Origin of the sequence: Polymorphospora sp. NPDC050346, assembly GCF_040655695.1 — a bacterium.
Taxonomy (GTDB): domain Bacteria; phylum Actinomycetota; class Actinomycetes; order Mycobacteriales; family Micromonosporaceae; genus Polymorphospora; species Polymorphospora lycopeni.
Map to the genome: position 1 here is coordinate 68,720 of NZ_JBFAKM010000006.1, position 19,754 is coordinate 88,473.

Annotated in this window: 19 protein-coding genes; 14 read left to right on the forward strand and 5 right to left on the reverse strand. The window is 72.9% G+C overall.

Annotated features, from left to right (window positions below; genetic code table 11):
- Positions 1-92 precede the first annotated feature (92 nt).
- Complete coding sequence (locus AB0I42_RS08345) at positions 93-932, reverse strand: UbiA family prenyltransferase (RefSeq protein ID WP_357535359.1); 840 nt, start codon at positions 930-932, stop codon at positions 93-95.
- 45 nt (positions 933-977) lie between these two features.
- On the opposite strand from AB0I42_RS08345, the gene AB0I42_RS08350 reads away from it, so the two are divergent.
- From AB0I42_RS08350 to AB0I42_RS08365, 4 genes are all read left to right on the forward strand, one after another.
- Positions 978-1,754: a methyltransferase domain-containing protein gene (locus tag AB0I42_RS08350; protein ID WP_357535361.1), complete on the forward strand. Its 777-nt coding sequence runs from the start codon at positions 978-980 to the stop codon at positions 1,752-1,754.
- 28 nt (positions 1,755-1,782) lie between these two features.
- Positions 1,783-2,952 (forward strand): acyl-CoA dehydrogenase family protein, encoded by a 1,170-nt coding sequence (locus tag AB0I42_RS08355; RefSeq protein WP_357535363.1) that lies wholly within the window; start codon positions 1,783-1,785, stop codon positions 2,950-2,952.
- A 164-nt stretch (positions 2,953-3,116) separates the two neighbouring features.
- Positions 3,117-4,187, forward strand: coding sequence for a 3-oxoacyl-[acyl-carrier-protein] synthase III C-terminal domain-containing protein (locus AB0I42_RS08360; protein ID WP_357535365.1), 1,071 nt, complete (start codon positions 3,117-3,119; stop codon positions 4,185-4,187).
- 43 nt (positions 4,188-4,230) lie between these two features.
- Complete coding sequence (locus tag AB0I42_RS08365; protein ID WP_357535367.1) at positions 4,231-4,773, forward strand: hypothetical protein; 543 nt, start codon at positions 4,231-4,233, stop codon at positions 4,771-4,773.
- A gap of 8 nt (positions 4,774-4,781) precedes the next feature.
- Here AB0I42_RS08365 and AB0I42_RS08370 read toward each other — a convergent pair whose 3' ends face one another.
- Positions 4,782-5,516 carry a hypothetical protein gene (locus AB0I42_RS08370; protein WP_357535369.1) on the reverse strand — a complete coding sequence of 245 codons (735 nt, stop codon included), beginning with the start codon at positions 5,514-5,516 and terminating at the stop codon, positions 4,782-4,784.
- A 365-nt stretch (positions 5,517-5,881) separates the two neighbouring features.
- Between AB0I42_RS08370 and AB0I42_RS08375 the strand changes: the two genes are divergently transcribed.
- The 4 genes from AB0I42_RS08375 to AB0I42_RS08390 all read left to right on the forward strand — a co-directional run bounded on the left by AB0I42_RS08375 (position 5,882) and on the right by AB0I42_RS08390 (position 8,787).
- Entirely contained in the window at positions 5,882-6,367 is a 486-nt protein-coding gene (locus AB0I42_RS08375; RefSeq protein ID WP_212825823.1) for a CarD family transcriptional regulator, read from the forward strand.
- 47 nt (positions 6,368-6,414) lie between these two features.
- The gene (gene ispD / locus AB0I42_RS08380; protein ID WP_357535371.1) at positions 6,415-7,122 is read left to right on the forward strand and encodes a 2-C-methyl-D-erythritol 4-phosphate cytidylyltransferase; all 708 of its coding nucleotides are present in this window, start codon (positions 6,415-6,417) and stop codon (positions 7,120-7,122) included.
- Positions 7,119-7,607: a 2-C-methyl-D-erythritol 2,4-cyclodiphosphate synthase gene (gene ispF, locus AB0I42_RS08385; protein WP_357535373.1), complete on the forward strand. Its 489-nt coding sequence runs from the start codon at positions 7,119-7,121 to the stop codon at positions 7,605-7,607. Before ispD ends, ispF begins: the two co-directional genes overlap by 4 nt.
- 175 nt (positions 7,608-7,782) lie before the next feature.
- The gene (locus AB0I42_RS08390) at positions 7,783-8,787 is read left to right on the forward strand and encodes a tetratricopeptide repeat protein (RefSeq protein WP_357535667.1); all 1,005 of its coding nucleotides are present in this window, start codon (positions 7,783-7,785) and stop codon (positions 8,785-8,787) included.
- 63 nt (positions 8,788-8,850) lie between these two features.
- Here the strand turns inward: AB0I42_RS08390 and AB0I42_RS08395 are convergent, their stop codons facing one another.
- Entirely contained in the window at positions 8,851-10,023 is a 1,173-nt protein-coding gene (locus AB0I42_RS08395) for a homogentisate 1,2-dioxygenase domain-containing protein (protein ID WP_357535375.1), read from the reverse strand.
- Between the two features lie 149 nt (positions 10,024-10,172).
- Between AB0I42_RS08395 and AB0I42_RS08400 the strand changes: the two genes are divergently transcribed.
- The 4 genes from AB0I42_RS08400 to AB0I42_RS08415 all read left to right on the forward strand — a co-directional run bounded on the left by AB0I42_RS08400 (position 10,173) and on the right by AB0I42_RS08415 (position 14,012).
- Positions 10,173-11,015, forward strand: coding sequence for a hypothetical protein (locus AB0I42_RS08400; protein WP_357535669.1), 843 nt, complete (start codon positions 10,173-10,175; stop codon positions 11,013-11,015).
- Positions 11,015-12,214, forward strand: coding sequence for a fumarylacetoacetase (gene fahA, locus AB0I42_RS08405; RefSeq protein ID WP_357535377.1), 1,200 nt, complete (start codon positions 11,015-11,017; stop codon positions 12,212-12,214). Before AB0I42_RS08400 ends, fahA begins: the two co-directional genes overlap by 1 nt.
- Positions 12,215-12,319: 105 nt before the next feature.
- The gene (locus tag AB0I42_RS08410) at positions 12,320-12,553 is read left to right on the forward strand and encodes a hypothetical protein (RefSeq protein ID WP_357535379.1); all 234 of its coding nucleotides are present in this window, start codon (positions 12,320-12,322) and stop codon (positions 12,551-12,553) included.
- A 106-nt stretch (positions 12,554-12,659) separates the two neighbouring features.
- A complete protein-coding gene (locus tag AB0I42_RS08415; RefSeq protein WP_357535381.1) occupies positions 12,660-14,012 on the forward strand; it encodes a PQQ-binding-like beta-propeller repeat protein in 1,353 nt (450 codons plus the stop codon).
- Positions 14,013-14,072: 60 nt separating this feature from the next.
- Here AB0I42_RS08415 and hisC read toward each other — a convergent pair whose 3' ends face one another.
- Positions 14,073-15,173: a histidinol-phosphate transaminase gene (gene hisC, locus AB0I42_RS08420; protein WP_357535383.1), complete on the reverse strand. Its 1,101-nt coding sequence runs from the start codon at positions 15,171-15,173 to the stop codon at positions 14,073-14,075.
- Positions 15,170-16,159 (reverse strand): RDD family protein, encoded by a 990-nt coding sequence (locus tag AB0I42_RS08425; RefSeq protein WP_357535385.1) that lies wholly within the window; start codon positions 16,157-16,159, stop codon positions 15,170-15,172. The genes hisC and AB0I42_RS08425 overlap by 4 nt, the downstream gene beginning before the upstream one ends.
- Positions 16,160-16,482: 323 nt before the next feature.
- Between AB0I42_RS08425 and AB0I42_RS08430 the strand changes: the two genes are divergently transcribed.
- Positions 16,483-17,922 (forward strand): PQQ-binding-like beta-propeller repeat protein, encoded by a 1,440-nt coding sequence (locus AB0I42_RS08430; protein WP_357535387.1) that lies wholly within the window; start codon positions 16,483-16,485, stop codon positions 17,920-17,922.
- An 81-nt stretch (positions 17,923-18,003) separates the two neighbouring features.
- Complete coding sequence (locus AB0I42_RS08435) at positions 18,004-19,674, forward strand: fumarate hydratase (RefSeq protein ID WP_357535389.1); 1,671 nt, start codon at positions 18,004-18,006, stop codon at positions 19,672-19,674.
- Positions 19,675-19,754 lie beyond the last annotated feature (80 nt).

The following is a 19,754-nucleotide window of genomic DNA, read 5'->3' on the forward strand; positions in this document are numbered from 1 at the left end:
ACCCGTACAGACCACGCACCAGACTAGTTGGCGGCCCGTCCGTACCCCGATCCGGCCCGCCACCTCGCCGGATCCGGCCCGGGCGGACGGGGTCAGAGGTCCCGGCCGCCGACGACGAGCAGCACGACGTCGATCAACGCGATCAGCATGACGGCCCGGAAAACGGCGACCTGGCGACCCCCCCGCCGGGCCGCCCGGCGCGCCGCGTACCAACCGGCGGGCAGCACCACGACGGCGGCGACGATCGCCGCGAGCCCGACCCACGACGGCGGCCCCGGCGGGCCGAACACCAGCGTCGCCGTCGCCGCGAGCAGCAGCGTTCCGGCGGCGCCCCGCGACCAGGCCGCACCGATCCGGTGCGCGAGCCCACGTACGCCGGTCCGCCCGTCGTCGTCGAGGTCGGGCAGTACGTTCGCGAAGTGGGCCCCCGCGCCCAGCAGCGCGGCCGCCCCGACCAGCCACACCGGGGGCGCCGGCGCCCCCGGCAGGGCCAGCACCACGAACGCGGGCAGCGCGCCGAACGAGACCGCATACGGCAGCACCGACACCGGGGTCGACTTGAGCGGCCAGTCGTAGAGCAGGGCCGACACCAGGGCGAGCGTGGCACAGGCCGCGGCCGGCCAGGTGGTCGTGGCGGCCAGCAGCGGGGTGGCCATCGCCGCCAGCAGGCCCGCCACCGCCACCGCGCGCCGGCCGGCCGCGCCGGTGACCAGCGGCTTGTCCGGGCGGCCGACGAGCGCGTCCCGGTCGGCGTCGAGCCGGTCGTTGACCCAACCGACCGCGAGCTGGCTGGCCAGGACCGTCGCCGCGACCCGGACGATTCCGGAAGGTCCGTGACCGACCCCCCACGCCAGCAGGGCGGACACCGTGGTCACCGCCACCGCCGGCTCGGGGTGGCTCGCTCGTATCAGCCCTAACACCGTCCGCGACATAGAGGAAGTCTGGTTGTTACCGGCCCGTCGTGCCACGCTCGACCCATGGACAGCTCCGGGGCGGTCGACGCGGCACACGACCGCGCCGGGCCGCGGGCCCTGCCGCCCAACGACCCCCGGCAGTACGACGACCTCGCGGACCAGTGGTGGCAGCCGGACGGCGCGTTCGCCATGCTGCACTGGCTGGCCGCGGCCCGGGCCCGGCTCGTCCCGCCGGCCACCCGCGCCGACGCGCTGCTCGTCGACGTCGGCTGCGGCGCCGGCCTGCTCGCCCCGCACCTGCGCGGCAAGGGCTACCGGCACGTCGGCGTCGACCTGGTGCGCTCGGCCCTCGTGCAGGCCGCCGGTCACGGCGTCGTCCCGGTCGCCGGTGACGCGACCGCGGTGCCGCTGGCCGACGGCTGCGCCGACGTGGTGGTCGCCGGCGAGCTGCTCGAACACGTGCCGGACCTGCCGGCCACGGTGGCCGGGATCTGCCGGATCCTGCGGCCGGGCGGCCTGCTGGTCCTCGACACCCTCAACGCGACCGCGCTGAGCCGGCTGCTCGCCGTACGGCTGGCCGAACTGGTGCCGGGGGTGCCCCGGGGCATCCACGACCCGGCCCTGTTCGTCGACCCGCGCGAGCTGACCCGGCTGTGCGCCCGGCACGGCGTACGACTGTGGGTGCGCGGGGTACGGCCGACGTTCTGGCGTACCGCCGGCTGGGTAGTTCGGACGGCTACCGGACGTTCGGCGTCGACCGTCGACCGGCCGGCGCCCCGCATCGTTCCCACCTGGTCCACGGCGGTCCTCTACCAGGGGCGTGGCGTCAAGCAGAGCTGAAGCGTGATCCGCGGGCGGAAGGGGAGGCATGGCGGTGGATGCGATCGGTGCCGCACGTCGATTGGCGCCGCGGCTGGCGGCCCGGGCGGCCGGACACGACCGGGACGGCACCTTCCCGGTCGAGGACTTCGCCGACCTGCGCCGGGCCGGGCTCTTCGGCCTCATGGTCCCCGGCGAACTGGGCGGAGTGGGGGCGAGCTTCGCCGAATACACCGCGGTCGCCTACGAACTGGCCCGCGGCAACGGGGCCACCGCCCTGGTCTTCAACATGCACGCCTCGGTGACCGGGGCGCTCGGCGCGGTCGACGAGCAGACCGCGGAGGCGCTGGGCGTGCCCGACGAGGCCCTGGCCGCCCGCGACCGGCTGCTCGCCGCCGCGGCGGCCGGATCCTGGTACGGCGTGGCGATGAGCGAGCGGCGGGCCGGCTCCCGCCTGTCGCAGCTCGCCACCGTCTACGAGCCGGTCGACGGCGGCTACCACATCAAGGGCGCGAAGACGTTCTGCTCCGGTGCCGGCAACGCCGACGCCTACCTGGTCGCGGCCCGCAGCGCCGCCGATCCGGACGTGGTGTCGCAGTTCCTGGTGCCGGCGACCCTGGCCGGGATCGAGGTCGAGCCGACCTGGGATTCGCTGGGCATGCGCGCGACCTCCTCACACGACCTGCATCTCGACGTGCGGGTGCCGGCCGACACGCTGCTCGGTGGCGTGGAGGGGCTGGCCCTGGTGATCGCCCAGTTGATGCCGCACTGGCTGATCGCCAGCTACGCCGCGGTCTACGTCGGGGTGGCGCGGGCGGCGGTCGACGCGGCGGTGGAGCACGTGAACGCGCGAGGCCTGGGCGGGCTGCCGGCCGTACGGGCCCGGATCGGCCGGGCCGACGCGGCGGTCGCGGCAGCCCGGCTGGTGGTCGACGAGGCGGCCAACCGGGTCGACGCGGCGCCCGGCGACGCGGAGACCAACCGCTGGGTGTGGCGGGCGAAGCTGCTGGCCGGCACGACGGCGGCCGAGGTCGCGGCGTCGATGCTGGAGGCGGCGGGCACCTCGGCGACGCGGCGTGGTCATCCGCTCGAACGTCTCTACCGCGACGCCAGGTGCGGCTCGCTGCACCCGGCGACGTCCGACGTGTGCGCCGACTGGTTGGGGGTCGCGGCGCTGGGCGGTGATCCGGACCGCGACACAACCACCCCGCGTTGGTGAGCACGAGGAGTGAGCGAGCGTAGCGAGTGAGCCCCGGAGTGTGAACAAAGGTCGGCACGGTGAGCACGAGGAGAGAACGAGCACAGCGAGTGAGCCCCGCGGTGTGGACAGGAGTTGGCACGGTGAGCGGGCGGAAGCGTGGCGGGTGACGGGAGGCCGTATCGGTGGGTGAACGGAGGATCGTTCCGGTGGTCGCCGGATTGGGTGTGGCGCTGCCGCCCACCGCGGCCCAACGTGATCTGTGGGAGGGGTATTTCGCCGGCTACTACGGGGGTGCGACCCGGTCCCTCGCTGAACGGATCTTCACCAACTCCGGGGTGACGACCCGGCAGGCGGTGGTCAATCCGCTGCTGGAGGACCTGTCCGGCTGGTCCACGGAGCGGCGGATGGCGCGGTATCTGGTCGAGGCGCTTCCGCTGGGCAAGGAGGCGGTCGGCCGGGCGCTGACCGACGCCGGCGTGGCGGCGGGCGACCTCGGCCTGTTCGCGGTGTGTTCGTGCACCGGCTACGCCACTCCGGGGCTGGACATCCTGCTCGCCCGGGATCTGGGCATGGCGCCTGACACGCAGCGGCTCTTCGTCGGGCACATGGGCTGCTACGCGGCCCTGCCCGGGCTGGGGACGGTGGGCGATTTCGTCACCGCCCGGGGGCGACCGGCGTTGCTGCTCTGTGTCGAGTTGACCAGTCTGCACGTACAGCCGGCGTCGGCGCGGGTGGACACCCAGCAGATCGTGGCGCACGCCCTCTTCTCGGACGCGGCGGCGGCGGCGGTGGTGCTGCCGTCGCGGGCCGGCGGGTACGCGGTCCGGGAGGTCGCCGCGGTGACGGACACGTCGACGGCCGACCACATGACGTGGGAGGTGACCGATCTCGGGTTCCGGATGGGGTTGTCGCCACGGGTGCCGAAGGTCCTGTCGATGCACGTACGCGGGCTCGTCGACGACCTGCTGGGCCGGCACGACCTTCGACTGTCCGACGTGGATGGTTGGGCGGTGCATCCGGGCGGGCCGCGGATTCTCGGCGTGGTCGAGCGGGAGTTGGGGTTGCCGGCCGAGGCGATGGCGGTGTCGCGGGCGATCCTGGCGGAGCGCGGCAACTGTTCGTCACCGACGGTGCTGCTGATCCTCGACCGGCTGCGGCGTTCCGCGCGTCCGCCGCGCCGGGTGGTGATGCTGGCGTTCGGTCCCGGTCTGACGCTCTACGCGGCGTTGCTGGAGTGGATTCCGGAGCCCTGAAGTGTCTCGTCTGGTGTCCGGAAGCGCCCCATATAGTCGCCGGGTGCAGATCGACGATTCGCAGCGGTACTCCGGGGCCGTGCTCGCTTTCCTGACGGTTGCGGCGCTGGTCGTCGGGGTGGGGTGGTGGGTGTCCGCCGCGCCTGCGGGGGCGCCGCGGCCGGAGTTGGGCGGCTCACCGGTGGTGGGTGAGGAGAGTGACTGGTCGCCGGAAGCCGGCAGTCCGCCGGTGACCGACGGGGCGGGAATCGTCGTCCTGGGGGAGAGCGCCGACAACCGGCTGCCGCAGTTCGCCGGCACCGTACGGCGCGAGGTGTGGGGGTTCGATTCGGACGAGTGGCAGCGCTGGGCGATTTCGACGGATTCCGGAGCCCGCTTCCTGGTGCAGTTCGTGTGCGTGGGGAACGGTGTGCTGGAGGTCCGCCTGGGCGGTGTCGGGCCGGAGGGCCAGCGGCACCGGCTGAGCTGTGGCGACACGTTCGAGTCGGTCGACGTCACGGCGGCGGAGGACAGCATGACCGTCGCCTTCCGCAGGATCGGCCCGGGGCCGCTGGAGGCCGCCGTGCAGATCGTGGCGGTGCCCTGACTGGTCGGTCAGCGGCTCGGGAGCAGGGCCAGGTCTTCCCGGTATGCCTCGACCGGTGTCGCCGCGGGCAGGGTCCGGACGATCCGTCCCGACGCGGCGACGAGCAGCACCGTGGGGCCGGGTTGGCCGGGGACGAGCCCGTCGACGAACGCGTCCAGCCGGGCGTCCGGGTCGCCCAGCGGACGGATCGGGGCGATGCCCGGCCCGGGGGCGCCGGTGGGGGCCGGTCGGCCGCCGACCGGTACGACGGTGACCTGTGCCGGTGAGCCGGCCGCGACGGCCCGTATCTGGGCGTCGCAGGCGCAGTCCTTGACGAGCACGAGTACGGCGGGCAGCAGGCCGCGTACGGGCACCGGGGCGCCGTCGGGGCCGGTCAGGTCCAGGGCCGGCAGGGTGGCGGCCGGGACGGCGCCGCCACCGCTGGTGCCCGGGGTGTCGTCGGACTGGCGTTGGCCCTGCCAGATGACGGCGATCAGGCTGGTCAGCGCCGCCAGGACCGCGAGCGAGACGATGAGCAGCGGGATGCGCAGGGAGGCGGGTTCGAACCTTCCGGGGTGGCCGTCGACGGGACCCGCGCCGGGGCGTACGACCCTGCGACGCCGACGGAGTTCGCGGCGGACCTGGGCGGCCTCGGCGTCGAGTGCGGACGCGTCGTCGGGAACGACGATCGTGCCCCATTCGGCGGGCAGGTCAGGTAGGCCTTCGCGGTCGGGTCGGCTGTCACCGTTGCCGGGTGTGCCCATGGCGCCCCCTGGGGGTTTCCGCGCGGAATCGATCGGAACCGTGGTGTCGATCGGAACCGTGGAGTCGATCAGAACCCTGTCGTCCAGCCTCGCCCAACGACGGGGGGATTGCCAGTGCCGGCACCCGGCGAGCGACCCGAGATATGATGGAATGACCGCAACGTCCTAGATCCGATTTTTCCAGCTCGGCGGCGCGCTGGTGATCCGGGCGTCACGGAGAGCGACGGAAATGGCGAATTGGCCGGTTGTCAAGCTGGAGCAAGACCTCTCACATGGCCTCTGAGCTGCGCTAATGGTCAGGACCGGAGTGGGACATCGGTGCCTGAGCGTGTTACCCTAGACACAGCGAAAGGGGTTTCGAACCTATGGATTTCAGTGTCGGCGAGACCGTTGTTTACCCCCACCACGGGGCCGCACTCATCGAGGCAATCGAGACTCGGGTCATCAAGGGCGAGCCTAAGCAATACCTCGTCCTGCGGGTCGCTCAGGGTGACCTGACGGTCCGGGTGCCCGCTGAGAATGCCGAGATCGTGGGCGTGCGCGAGGTGGTCGGCGAAGAAGGTCTGGGTAAGGTCTTCGACGTGCTCCGGGCTCCGCACACCGAGGAGCCGACCAACTGGTCGCGGCGTTACAAGGCAAACCTGGAGAAGCTGGCTTCCGGTAACCCCCTCAAGGTCGCCGAGGTCGTGCGTGACCTGTGGCGCCGGGAGCGGGAGCGCGGCCTGTCGGCGGGGGAGAAGCGGATGCTCGCCAAGGCTCGTGACATCCTCGTCGGCGAAGTCGCGCTCGCCGAGAAGAGCACCAAGGACGAGGCGGAGACGCTGCTCGACAAGGTGTTGACCGAGGCCTGAGAAGCCCGGCCCACAACCCACACACTGTTTTCGACGAGGACCGCGACGTGACCGCGCAGCTCAACCCGCGCGGTGACGTCGCGGTCCTCGTTCCTGCGGCGGGTGCCGGCGTCCGGCTCGGCCCCGGCGGCCCCAAGGCGCTGCGGCTGCTCGGTGGCGAGCCGCTGCTGGTCCACGCCGTACGCCGCGTCGCCGAGGCGCCGTCCGTCGCGACGATCGTGGTCGCCGCGCCGGCCGCCGACGTCGACCACGTACGTCGACTGCTCGCCCCGGTCGCCCCGGTGACGGTGGTGCCCGGCGGAGCGGACCGCCAGCAGTCGGTCGCCGCCGCACTGGCCGCCGTACCGCCCGGGCCGCAGATCGTGCTGGTCCACGACGCGGCCCGCGCGCTGACCCCGGCGACGCTGGTCGAGTCGGTCGCCGCCCGGGTCCGCGCCGGCCACGACGCGGTGATTCCGGTACTGCCGGTGACCGACACGGTCAAGGAGGTGTCGGCCGACGACGTCGTGCTCGGCACCGTCGACCGGTCGGTGCTGCGGGCCGTACAGACGCCGCAGGGCTTCCGCCGGTCGGTGCTCGTCGCCGCCCACGCCGCCGCCCTCGACCCGCTCACCGACGACGCCGGCCTGGTCGAGAAGAGCGGCGGTACGGTCACCTGCGTACCGGGCTCCGAACTGGCCCTGAAGATCACCCGGCCGTTCGACCTGATGCTCGCCGAGCACCTTCTGTCCGGCGGCGTACGCTTCGACCCGTGATCGTTCCCCGGGTCGGCATCGGCACCGACGTGCACGCGTTCGAGGCCGGCCGGCCGTGCTGGGTGGCCGGCCTGCTCTGGCCCGACCAGGACGGCCTGGCCGGGCACTCCGACGGCGACGTGGCCGCCCACGCGGCCTGCGACGCGCTGCTGTCCGCCGCCGGGCTGGGCGACCTGGGCTCGAACTACGGCACCGACCGGCCGGAGTGGGCCGGAGCGGCCGGAGTGGTGCTGCTCGCCGAGACCGCCCGCCGGGTACGCGACGCCGGCTTCGAGATCGGCAACATCTCCATCCAGGTCGTCGGCGTACGCCCGAAGATCGGCACCAGGCGTGACGAGGCGCAGCGGGCGCTCGGCGGGGCCGCCGGGGCACCCGTGACCGTGGCCGGCACCACCACCGACGGCCTGGGGCTGACCGGCCGCGCGGAGGGGCTGGCCGCCACCGCCGTCGCGCTGATCCACGCCGACCCCGCGCTGCCGCGCTGATCCCCGCCGACCCGGCGCTGCCGCGCTGATCCCCGCGACCCGGCGCTGGCGCGCTGATCCCCGGCCACCACCGGCGCGGCCGGCTCGCGGCCGGCTGAAAGGCATCGGCGGGGCGGGTGACGGTGCCGGCTAGGCTCGGACGGTGTCCAGCGACGCCACACCCCACCCGGACGCCATGTCGGACGACGGCCACGTACGACGGGCCGAGATGCTCGCCGACCTGGGCCGATACGACGAGGCCGCCGACGAGCTGACCGACGGGAGCGGCGGTCGGCCGGGCGACCCGACGACGCTGACCGTGCTGGCCCGCGTACACCTGGCGGCGGAGCGGCCGGCGGAGGCCCTGACGGCCGCGGACGCCGCCCTGGCCACGGCGCCGGGACTGCCCGGCGCGCTGGTGGCCCGGGGGATGGCACTCGTCGACCTGCGACGGTTCGGCGAGGCGGCCCAGGTCGCCGACGAGATCCTGGCCCGCGCACCCGACGACGCGTATGCCCACCGCAGCGCGGCCGCGATCCTGGCCGGCTCCCGCAACGGCCAGAAGTCGATCAACGCGGCGTGGCGGGGTGCCGAACTGGCCCCGCAGGAACCGCAGGCGCATCTGGTGCTCGCCCTGGTCGCCGCCCGGCTGCAGCTCTTCGACCTGGCGGAACGGGCCTACCAGGAGGCGCTGCGGCTCGACCCGTCGCTCGCCGACGCCCGCGAAGACACCGGCGTCATCCGGCTGGAGCGAAAACGCTACGCGCTGGCCCTGGAGGAACTGGCCGACCGGGTCGACCTGACCCCGGTCACGGAGCCGCAGCCGGTCAAGCGGACCGTCGGCGAGACGGTCCGGCAGCTCGTGGTCTACGGCGCCGGCTACACGATCGTCGCCGCGGTCCTGGTCGCGTTCATGGCCGCGGCGAACGAGCCGATCTCCCGCTTCATGGCCGGGTTCGCCGGCGTGGTCGGCTTCGTGGTCGTCGGCGTGATGGCCGCCCGGGTGCCGGGTGCGATCGGCAGGATGCTGTCGGAGCTGCTGCGAACCGACCGGCTGATGGCCCTGGCGGTGTACGCCTCGTTCGCCGGCCCGTTCCTGGTCCTGCTCTACGCGGCGGTCGGCACGCCGTGGCCGCTGGTGCTGGCGATCGTGGCGACGGCGGTGGCCCAGCTCGCGGTGTTCCGTACCCGGCAGCCGTGACCCGGTCGGCGCCCGGCCGGACGCCGACCGCTGCCGTGGGCCGGCGCCGACCGGCGGCGGCCGTCACTGGCCGGGGTTGCGGGCCCAGGTCCAGGCGTAGCCGGCGTCTTCGCAGGACAGCGCCGGCTCGCACAGGTCGAGCGGCCGGAAGGTGTCGACCATGACGGCGAGCTCGTCGAAGTAGTCGACCCCGATGGCTCGCTCGACCGCGCCCGGCTGCGGGCCGTGCGTGAAGCCGGACGGGTGCAGTGAGATCGAGCCCTGCTCGATGCCGGAGCCGCGCCTGGCCTCGTAGTTGCCGCCGGTGTAGAAGAGCATCTCGTCGGAGTCGACGTTGTGGTGGTTGTAGGGCACCGGGATCGCCTGCGGGTGGTAGTCGACCTTGCGGGGGACGAACGAGCAGATGACGAAGTTGGGGCCCTCGAACGTCTGGTGGACCGGTGGCGGCTGGTGCACCCGGCCGGTGATCGGCTCGAAGTCGTGGATCGAGAACGCCCAGGGGTAGAGGTGACCGTCCCAGCCGACCACGTCGAACGGGTGGTTGGCGTAGACGTAGTTGGTCCAGCCGCGCCGGTGCCGGACCAGCACCTCGACATCGGTGCCGTCGACCAGCAGCGGTTCGGCCGGGCCGCGTACGTCGCGCTCGCAGTAGGGGGCGTGCTCCAGGAACTGCCCGCGTACGGACAGGTAGCGCTTCGGCGGGCCGATGTGCCCGGTCGCCTCGATCGTCAGCAGGCGCAGCGGGACCGGCGCGACCGGCACGATCCGGTGGATCACCGAGGTGGGGATGATCACATAGTCGCCGGCGGTCACCCCGAGTACCCCGAAGGTCGACTCGATCTGGGCGGCGCCGGACTCGACGTAGATGCACTCGTCGCCCACCGCGTTGCGGTAGAGCGGCGACGGGCGGTCGGCGACGACGTACGAGATGGTGACGTCGTCGTTGGCGAGCAGCGGGTGCCGGCCGAGCACCGGGTCGGCGCCGGGTGTGTCGAGCTTGTGGGTACGCAGGTGACGGGGCTTGAGCGGCAGGTTGGGCACCCGTGACCAGGCGGGCGGGGTGAACTCCTCGGCCGCCACGATCGCGGTCGGCAGGTAACGGTGGTAGAGCAGGGACGAGTCGGAGGAGAAGCCTTCCTGGCCCATCAGCTCCTCGGCGTAGAGGCTGCCGTCGGGCTGGCGGAACTGGGTGTGCCGCTTGCGGGGGATCTCGCCTACGGTGCGGTAGTAGGGCATGGCCACCCTCCGTTCCGTTCCGAACACCGAACGGTGTCGTCCTATTATCGGACACTATTGTCCGCTCCTCGTAGCGTCCCGTAGGTTCTCTGCTTGTGTCAACGCACGGACGCCGGGCCTCGTCCCCCACCGACTCACCGTCGGCGCTGATTCCCGCGCTCTACACCGGTCTCGTCGACGACGCCGCCGTCTTCCCACCCGGCAGCGCCACGCTGCCCGACGCGGTCACCGCCCACCACAGGCACCGCGGCGGCTGGTACGCGTCACTCGTCGGCCCGCTGCTGGTGCCGGCGTCCGACCTCGGCAACGTGCCCGCCCTCCTGGCCGCCGACGAGCGGCTGGAGATCGGCGTCGTCGCCGACGTACCGCTGGAGAAGCTGCCCGCGGCGGTCGCCGGCGCCGACCCCCGGCTCGCCGTCCGCCAGGTCGAGGCCGCCGTCGCCAAACGCAGCCAGGACCCGCAGCCCGGCCTCCAGGCGTTGCTCGCCATGCGGCAGGACTGGCCCGACGTCCCCGTCTACGCCGAGGTGCCCCTGACCTGGGGGCTGCTCGCCGCCCTCGACACCCTCGCCGCGGCCCGCGCCGACGGCGTCCCGGTCGCGGCTAAGTTCCGCACCGGTGGACTCGCCGCCGAACTCTTCCCCACCCCCGTCGAACTGGCCGCCGTCGTCTGCGCCTGCCGCGACCGGCGCCTGCCGTTCAAACTCACCGCCGGGCTGCACCACGCGCTGCGGCACACCGACCCGGAGACCGGCTTCACCCACCACGGCTTCCTCAACGTGCTGGCCGGCACCCTCGCCGCCGAGCGGGGCGCCGAGGTCGCCGAGGTCGCCGAACTGCTCGCGGCCACCGACCCGGTGCCGCTGATCGAACCGGCCCGGGCCAGCCGCGCCGCCGACCGGCCGCTGTGGATCGGCTTCGGCTCGTGCAGCATCCTGGAACCGCTGACCGACCTGATCAGGCTCGGCCTGGTGGACGGGGGATTCGAGTGATGAGCTGGGTGGACGGTGCGGCCGGATCGCCGTACGGGGTGCACAACCTGCCGTACGGGGTGTTCCGCCCCGCGGACGGTCGGGCCCGGATCGGCGTACGGATCGCCGACCTCGTGCTCGACCTCGACGGCGCCGAAGCCGCCGAACTGATCCTCGCCGGCGGCGCGCTGCGCGAGCCGGTGCTCAACCAGTTCCTGACCCTCGGCCGTCCGCAGTGGACGGCCGTGCGCAGCCGGATCGTCGAACTGCTCACCGACGACGACCACCGCGCCGCCGTCGAGCCGCTGCTCGTCCCGCTCGCCGAGGTAGAGCTGCTGCTGCCGGTCGCCGTCGGTGACTACGTCGACTTCTACTCCTCCGAACACCACGCGGCCAACGTCGGGCAGATCTTCCGCCCCGGCCAGCCGCCGCTGCTGCCGAACTGGAAACACCTGCCGATCGGCTACCACGGGCGGGCCGGCACGGTGGTGGTCTCCGATACGCCGGTGGTCCGCCCGTCCGGGCAGCGCGGCACCCCCGACGGTCCGGTCTTCGGCCCCAGCCGGCGCCTCGACATCGAGGCCGAGGTCGGCTTCGTCGTGGGCGTACCGTCCGAACTCGGCGAACCCGTGCCCGTCGACCGGTTCACCGACCACGTCTTCGGCATCGTGCTGGTCAACGACTGGTCGGCGCGCGACATCCAGGCCTGGGAATACCAGCCGCTCGGCCCGTTCCTCGGCAAGTCCTTCGCCACCTCGGTGTCGGCCTGGGTCACCCCGCTGGAGGCGCTCGCCGACGCCTGGGTGCCGGCCCCGGCGCAGGACCCGGCGGTGCTCGACTACCTCGCCGACGTACCGCACCTCGGGCTCGACCTGCGGCTGACCGTCGACTGGAACGGCACCACGGTCAGCCGGCCACCGTTCGCGACCATGTACTGGACCCCGGCGCAGCAACTCGCCCACCTCACCGTGAACGGGGCGTCGGTGCGCGCCGGCGACCTCTTCGCCTCGGGCACCGTCTCCGGCCCGGACCGGTTACAGACCGGCTCCTTCCTCGAACTGACCTGGGGCGGCAGCGAGCCGGTGCAGCTCGACGACGGCACGTCACGCACCTTTCTCGAAGACGGCGACAGCGTGACGGTCACCGCGACCGCGCCCGGCCCGAACGGCACGACCGTGGCGCTCGGCGAGGTCCGCGGCACCGTCCGGCCAGCCAGGTGACCGCCGGCCGATCAGGGCGCGCCGGCTGGCACTGATCGGGGAGTCGCCGGCGCGCGGATGCTTCTAATCTTCTCCATGTCAGCACGACACAGAGGAGACAGCGAAATGGTTGAGTTCATCGAGACCGACGTCGACGGCGACGGCTACGACGACCTGGTCCGGGTCGAGGTCGACGAGCACGGCGGCATCCTGGCCCAGGCCGACACCAACGGCGACGGCCTCGTCGACATCGTCACCTACGACGTGAACGGCGACGGCGTGGCCGAGTACGCCGAGGTCGACACCAACTACGACGGGATCGCCGACGCCAGCTACACCGGTGGCATCGCCGCCGTCTGAACCACGCACCCGACGACCTAGCGCTTGCCTCCGAGGCAGCCCCGCCGAGGGGGGAGGCAAGACCGGGTCGATCTCCGCTGGATAGGGTTCCCGCGGAGGTGCGCAAATGGGGATTCGCCGGTTCGTGTCGAGCGGACCCCGCTGGCTGCGGATCACCGCCGCCACAGCCCTGGCGGCCGGGGTCATCGCCGGCACCGCCGCCATCGCCGTACGGGTCCTCGCCCCGGCCGAGGTGAGCACGACACAGGCCGGGCCGTTCCCCGCGGCCAGCGAGCAGCCCGGTCCCGGCGTCCGGGGCGTACTGACCTCGGCCCCGCTGGTCGTCGCCGGCCAGCTCAGGATCTACGCCGCCACCCGCCACGTACGCGCCGACGGGCCGGTCGACGCCAAGACCGAACGCAGCCCGTACTGGTCGTACCGCCGGTGGCCCGAACAACTCGTCGGAGTGGTCGTCACCGGCGACACCGTCGTCAGCCGGTGGTCCGATGGCCAACTCGTCGGACTCGACGGGCTGACCGGCGAGGTGCGCTGGCGCACCCCCGGCCCCGACCCGGTCGACTCCGGATACATCGGCGGCCGTACCGGCGCCGACACCGTCTACCGGCCGCACGGGCTGCACACCGCGAACCCACCCGGTGGCGACCCGGTGCTGATCGCCGGCAACTCCACCGAGGTACGCGGCTTCGACGCCGCCACCGGCCGCGAACTCTGGCGGGCCCAATACGACCGACCCAACTGCCGGGCGACCGGATTCACCACGACCGGCGGAGCCTTCCTGACCGTCGACGTCTGCGCCACCGGGGAGCCGCCGGTCGAGTTGTACGACGTGACGACCGGCGCGATGACCCGCTGGCAGCCCGACGGGGCCCGTAAGCCGCTCCTGGTGACCGGGGTGAGCTGCGCGGCGGCCGCCTCCGACTGCCCCGCCGTACGGATTCTCAGCGCCGGTGCACGGCACGGCTGGTCGACGGCCGGCCCGACGCCGGTACCGGTGCCCGCCCTCGACCCGCCCACGGCGCTCGTCGCCGGGGACACGGTCGTCGCCCCCGGCGACGACCCCACGACGGTCGTCGCCACCTCGCTGGACGGCGGCGCGCCGCGGTGGAGCCGCGCCGTCGACACCACCGCCCCGACCGGGACACCCGCCCCGTCGGGGCCGGCGGTCGCCGGCCTGTCGGTGCCGCCGGTGCGCCTGCTGGCCAGCCAGCCTGGCCGGCTGCACCTGCTGGTCACCGGCGGGCAACTGGTCACCCTCGACCCGGCCACCGGCGCCGAACTGTCCCGCTCGGTGCTCACCGTCGGCATCACCAACCGGCAGAAGACCGACTGGCAACCCGGTCACGTGTACGCCGAAGCCGGCCTGGTCTGCATCGAGCGGCTGCCCCACGAGGGCGACCCGGAAGGCACCGACCCCGGCGGCTTTTTTGTCGTCCAGCCGATGATCCTCGCCGGCACCTGAGCCGACGCCGGCTCAGGTGCCGGACCGGACGTCGATGCCGGCCGGGTCGGGCCGCCAGGGTCAGAGAGCCGCTTCGGCCGCCGCCAGGAACGCGTCGTTCTCGGCCGGCGTGCCGATCGTGACCCGTACCCCGTCGCCCGGGAACGGCCGTACGATCACCCCGCGTGCCTCGCAGGCCGCCCCGAACGCCGCCGCCCGGTCGCGCAACGGCAGCCAGACGAAGTTGGCCTGGCTGTCCGGCACGTCCGGGACCAGCTTGCGCATCGCCTCGGTGACCCGGTCCCGCTCGGCGACGACCAGCGCGCAGCGGCGGCGTACCTCGTCCTCCTGGCCGAGCGCGGCGAGCGCGGCGGCCTGCGCGACCAGGTTGGTCGAGAACGGGGTGACCACCTTGCGGACGGCGGCGGCGACGGCCGGCTGCCCGACCATGAAACCGATCCGCAGCCCGGCCAGCCCCCACGCCTTGGACAGGGTGCGCAGCACGACCACGTTCGGCCGGTCGGCGTACTCCTCGATGCCGTCCGGCACCTCGGCGTCGGTGACGAACTCGCGGTATGCCTCGTCGAGCACCACCAGCACGTCGTCGCCGACCGCGTCGAGGAACCGGTCCAGCTGCGCCCGGCGCAGGCTGGTGCCGGTCGGGTTGTTGGGGTTGCAGACCAGCACGATCCGGGTCCGGTCGGTCACGGCCGCGGCCATCGCCGCCAGGTCGTGTCCGTGCCCGGCGTCGTTCGGCACCCGTACGCTGGTCGCGCCGCTGGTCGCCGCGATGATGGGGTACGCCTCGAAGGAACGCCACGAGTAGAGCACCTCGTCGCCGGGCAGGCAGGTCGCGCGCACCAGGTGCTCGCAGAGCGCGACCGATCCGCAGCCGGTGGCGATCCGGTCCGGGGCGACGCCGTACCGCTCGGCGAGCGCCGCACGCAGCGCGACGACGCCCATGTCCGGATAACGGTGGGCACTGGCGACCGCATCGGTCACCGCCCCGACCACGCCGGGCAACGGCCCGTACGGCACCTCGTTGCTCGCCAGCTTGATCGCCTCGGGCAGGCCGAGCTCCCGGGCGAGGTCGGCGGGGCTGCGACCGGGTACGTAGTTCGGCAGCGCCTCGAGGTCGGCCCGGGTGAGTCGCTGCGGCTCGGCGGAACGGGGGCTGGTCATGCGGAGCCTCCTGGGGTGTCGGTGCGGTCACCGGCCGGCGGGGACGGGGCGCCGGCCTTCGGCGGGGCGGAACTCTTCGGCACCTGCACCACGACCGTACGCGCCGACTTGTCGTGCAGCGCCTGGCGCAGCGGCCGGTCGAAGAGCAGGAAGGCCGAGTCGACGAGTTGCAGGATGAACCCGACGCAGCAGTACCAGAGCAGGGTCGGCAGGCCCATCCGGATCCAGCGGCGGAACGAACGGCCGAAGCCGATCCGTTCGTCGGCCTCCAACGGCACGACCTTGATGCCGACGATCCGCTTGCCGAGCGTCTGGCCGTTGTTGCCGACCGCCGGCACCTCGTACGCGAACCACAGCGCGGTGGCGAGCAGCAGGATCGTCAGCAGGAGCCCGTCGGCCCGCGCGTCCAGTTGGGGAAGTCCCTCGGTCGAGCGGTCCCCGGCCATGGCCCGGCGCCAGCTCTCGGCGAACAGCGGGGAGAGTTCCTGGATGTACTGCCACACGAACCAGCCGTTGACGACGACGTTGAGCGCGAAGACGGCCCCGATGTCGATCAGCCGGGCGAGCAGCCGGCCGCCGAGCGGGGCCAGCGCCAACCCGTGCGGCCGGGGCGGGGGCTGGGGCGGCTGGAAGCCGTACGGCGGGTAACCGTACGGCGGATAGGGCGCACCGGGCATCGGCTGGTGGGGGACCGCCCCGGGGTGGGCGCCGGGGTGCCAGCCCGGCGGCGGAGGGCCGGCCGGTGGGTGGTGCGGCGGGGGCGCCCCGACGGGACCGGCCGGAGGTCCGGTGACCGGCTGGTTGCCGGCCGGTGCCGGCGGTGCCGGTTCGGCGGCGGCCGGCGGTTCCTCCGGCTCGGGCGGCGGCGGGCCGGCGGGCGGGGTGGCGTCGGCGGGCAGCGGCTTGCCGATCCAGCCCTCGCCGTCCCAGTAACGCTGGGTGGTCGGATCGGCCGGGTCCTTGTACCAGCCAGGATCGACGCTCACGGCGCCACCTCGCTCCGCTCGGCGGCACCGTGCTTGGCACTGAGCTTGATGGTTCGCTCGCTACGCTCGCTCACGGCGCCAGCCGTAGGGTCGTGGCCGTCGCCGATCCGGGGTGTCCGCTGCTCGCTCTCACGCTGGAACCTTAACCATCGGTTCTGTGGGTGCCCCGCCGTGGCCGTGTTCCGGAGCCGTACGGGTCAGGTGAAGCGGGTCGCGGCGCCACCGGCTCGGCCGGATCTATCGCACATAAGGTGCCTTACCCGATCGACACGGACGAATCGCGCTGGCGGAATCTGCGGTCCGGCGTCACTACCGTGTGCCGCATGGCGAACGGGAAGCCGAGGGTGCGGTACTACCTCGTCTTCGCGCTGGCCGTCGTCGTCGCGCTCGCCGCCACCGGGGTGTGGAACCCGTTCCCGACGATGTGGGACTGGGTGAATCGTAGCCAACCACTGTCCAAACCGGACGTCGCCTGGCAGCAGCGGGTCGGCGGCACGCCGAAGAGCGTGACGATAGCCGGCAACGCCGTCGTGGTCGAGCACCGGACCTCCGTCGAGGCGCTCAACCTCTCCTCCGGCGTACGGCTGTGGGACCGCAAGGCGGACTGGAGCGCCGTCGCCGGTGACGCCCGCGATCCCGTGGTCGCGGTCGGCAAACTGCTCGTCAGGGGCTACGAGGTGCTCGACCCGGCGACCGGGGCCGTACGGCGCAAGGACACCGAGGCGGTCGCCGTGTGGACGTACCGCAACGCCCTGCTCGACGTGCGCTGCTCGGATCCGAAGGACTGCACGCTGACCGCCTGGGACCCGCGTGGCACCACCCCGCGGTGGTCCACCGACATCCCCGGCGTGGGATTCGTGCTCTTCGCCGACAACCCGGACGTGCTGGGTACCCGCGAGCTCACCGCCGACGGCGTCGACCCCGGCGCCGGCGGGCCCGAGCCCATGCCGGCGCTGATCGGCTTCCCGATCGACGGCCGGGTGCACGTCGTCGACACCGCCACCGGCCGGGTGGTGCAGCGGCTCGAACCGGACCGGCGTGACCGGCTGGTCGTGGTCGGTGGCCGGGTGCTGAAGATAACCGCCCGTTCCGAGGACGGCACCTGCTACTTCAACGTCGAGGCCCACGACCCCAACACCGGGCAGCGGATCTGGCAGCGGGCCGGGATCAACCTGCGTACGGCGGACGGCGCCGGCTGCGTGCAGCGGGAGGATCCGCAGGGCGGGCTCAACGTCATCGTCGGCATCGCCCCGGACGCCCGCGAGACGGTGATCGACGCGTACGACGGGCGCTACCTGTGGGTCGGCACGCAGGGCGAGCGGCTCCGGGCGGTCGACGATCACTACGCCCTGGTCCGCGCCGCCGACGGCAGGTCGGTGACGGGGCACCGGCTGTCGGTCGACGGCCCGCGCTGGGACCGGCCGGTCCACCCGGACGCCGAGATGGCCCTGGCCCGCTTCGCGGCGATCGTGGTGGACAGCGACCCGGACCGGGTGATCGCCCTGGATCCGGCGACCGGCCGGGAACTGGTCAACCTCCGCACGACCGCGAAGGTCCTCGCGGTCGGCCCGGCCGGCATGATCATCGGCGAGGGGCGCGACATCGGGTACGTCCCCTTCAACGGCTCCGCGCCCGACCAGCCGGGTGGCGGCGGACCACCGCCCGGCGGCAACGGCAACCCCGGCGGCAACGGCGACGGCAGCGGGTCGTGCGGCGGTGCCAAGGAGCCGGAGTGTGAATCATCGCAGCCCAAGGACGGGTGACCGGCGTACTTCGGTGACGGCGGACATGCGTGGTGCCGGCGGGTGGGAGCGGACGGCCGCGCTGGCTTAGGCTCTCCGTTCATGAGCAGTGCCGCCGCCTTCTCCTACTCTCCCCTGCTGCCCCTCGGTGTCGATCAGACCGAATACCGGCTGATCACCGACGAGGGCGTCGACGTGGTCAACGGTCCCGGTGGCCGGCGGTTCCTGACCGTCGACCCGGCGGCGCTCACCGCCCTGACCGCCGAGGCGATGCACGACATCGCGCACTTCCTGCGCCCCGCCCACCTGGCCCAGCTCCGGTCGATCATCGACGATCCGGCGGCTTCGCCCAACGACCGGTTCGTCGCCCTCGACCTGCTGCGCAACGCGAACATCGCGGCCGGTGGCGTACTGCCGATGTGCCAGGACACCGGCACCGCGATCGTCATGGGCAAGCGCGGCCGGCACGTGCTCACCGACGGCTCCGACGAGGAGGCCATCGCCCGCGGTGTCTACCAGGCGTACACCCGGCTCAACCTGCGCTACTCGCAGCTCGCCCCGATCACGATGTGGGAGGAGCGCAACACCGGCACCAACCTGCCGGCGCAGATCGAGCTGTACGCCGAGGACCCGGGCGGCCACCCGGACGCCTACAAGTTCCTCTTCATGGCCAAGGGCGGCGGCTCGGCCAACAAGTCCTACCTCTACCAGGAGACCAAGGCGCTGCTGAATCCGACCAGGATGATGCAGTTCCTGGAGGAGAAGCTGCGGCTGATCGGCACCTCGGCCTGCCCGCCCTACCACCTGGCCGTCGTGATCGGTGGTACGTCCGCCGAGCACGCGCTGAAGACCGCGAAGCTCGCCTCGGCGAAGTACCTGGACAACCTGCCGACCGAGGGCTCGATGCTGGCGCACGGCTTCCGTGACGTCGAGCTGGAGGCCGAGGTGCTGGAGCTGACCCGGCAGTTCGGTATCGGTGCCCAGTTCGGCGGGCGCTACTTCTGCCACGACGTACGGGTGGTCCGGCTGCCCCGGCACGGTGCCTCCTGCCCGGTCGCGATCGCGGTGTCCTGCTCGGCCGACCGGCAGGCGGTGGCGAAGATCACCCCGTCCGGGGTCTGGCTGGAGCGGCTGGAGACCGACCCGGCCCGCTTCCTGCCCGACGTCACCGAGGAGACCCTCGGCGACGACTCCGACGTGGTCCGCGTCGACCTCAACCGGCCGATGGACGAGATCCGGGCCGAACTCTCCCGCTATCCGGTGAAGACCCGGCTCTCGCTGACCGGGCCGCTGGTCGTCGCCCGAGACATCGCCCACGCGAAGATCGCCGAACGGTTGGACGCCGGCGAGCCGATGCCGCAGTACCTGCGCGACCACGCCGTCTACTACGCCGGCCCGGCCAAGACCCCCGAGGGTTACGCCTCCGGCTCGTTCGGCCCGACGACGGCCGGCCGGATGGACGCGTACGTGGAGAAGTTCCAGGCCGCGGGCGGCTCGCAGGTGATGCTGGCCAAGGGCAACCGGTCCGGCCAGGTGACCCGTTCCTGCCATCAGCACGGCGGCTTCTACCTCGGGTCGATCGGTGGCCCGGCCGCCCGGCTGGCCCAGGACTGCATCCGGCACGTGGAGGTGCTGGAGTATCCCGAGCTGGGTATGGAGGCGGTCTGGAAGATCGAGGTCGAGGACTTCCCGGCCTTCATCGTCGTCGACGACAAGGGCAACGACTTCTTCGCCGAGGTGACCAAGCCCGTCCTCACGGTCGGCCGCCGCTGACCCGCACCGCCACCACCCCGCGATCTTGCAGTTATCTCCTCCTTTTGTCGGCTTTGCCGGGCGATAAGCGCAAGATCGCG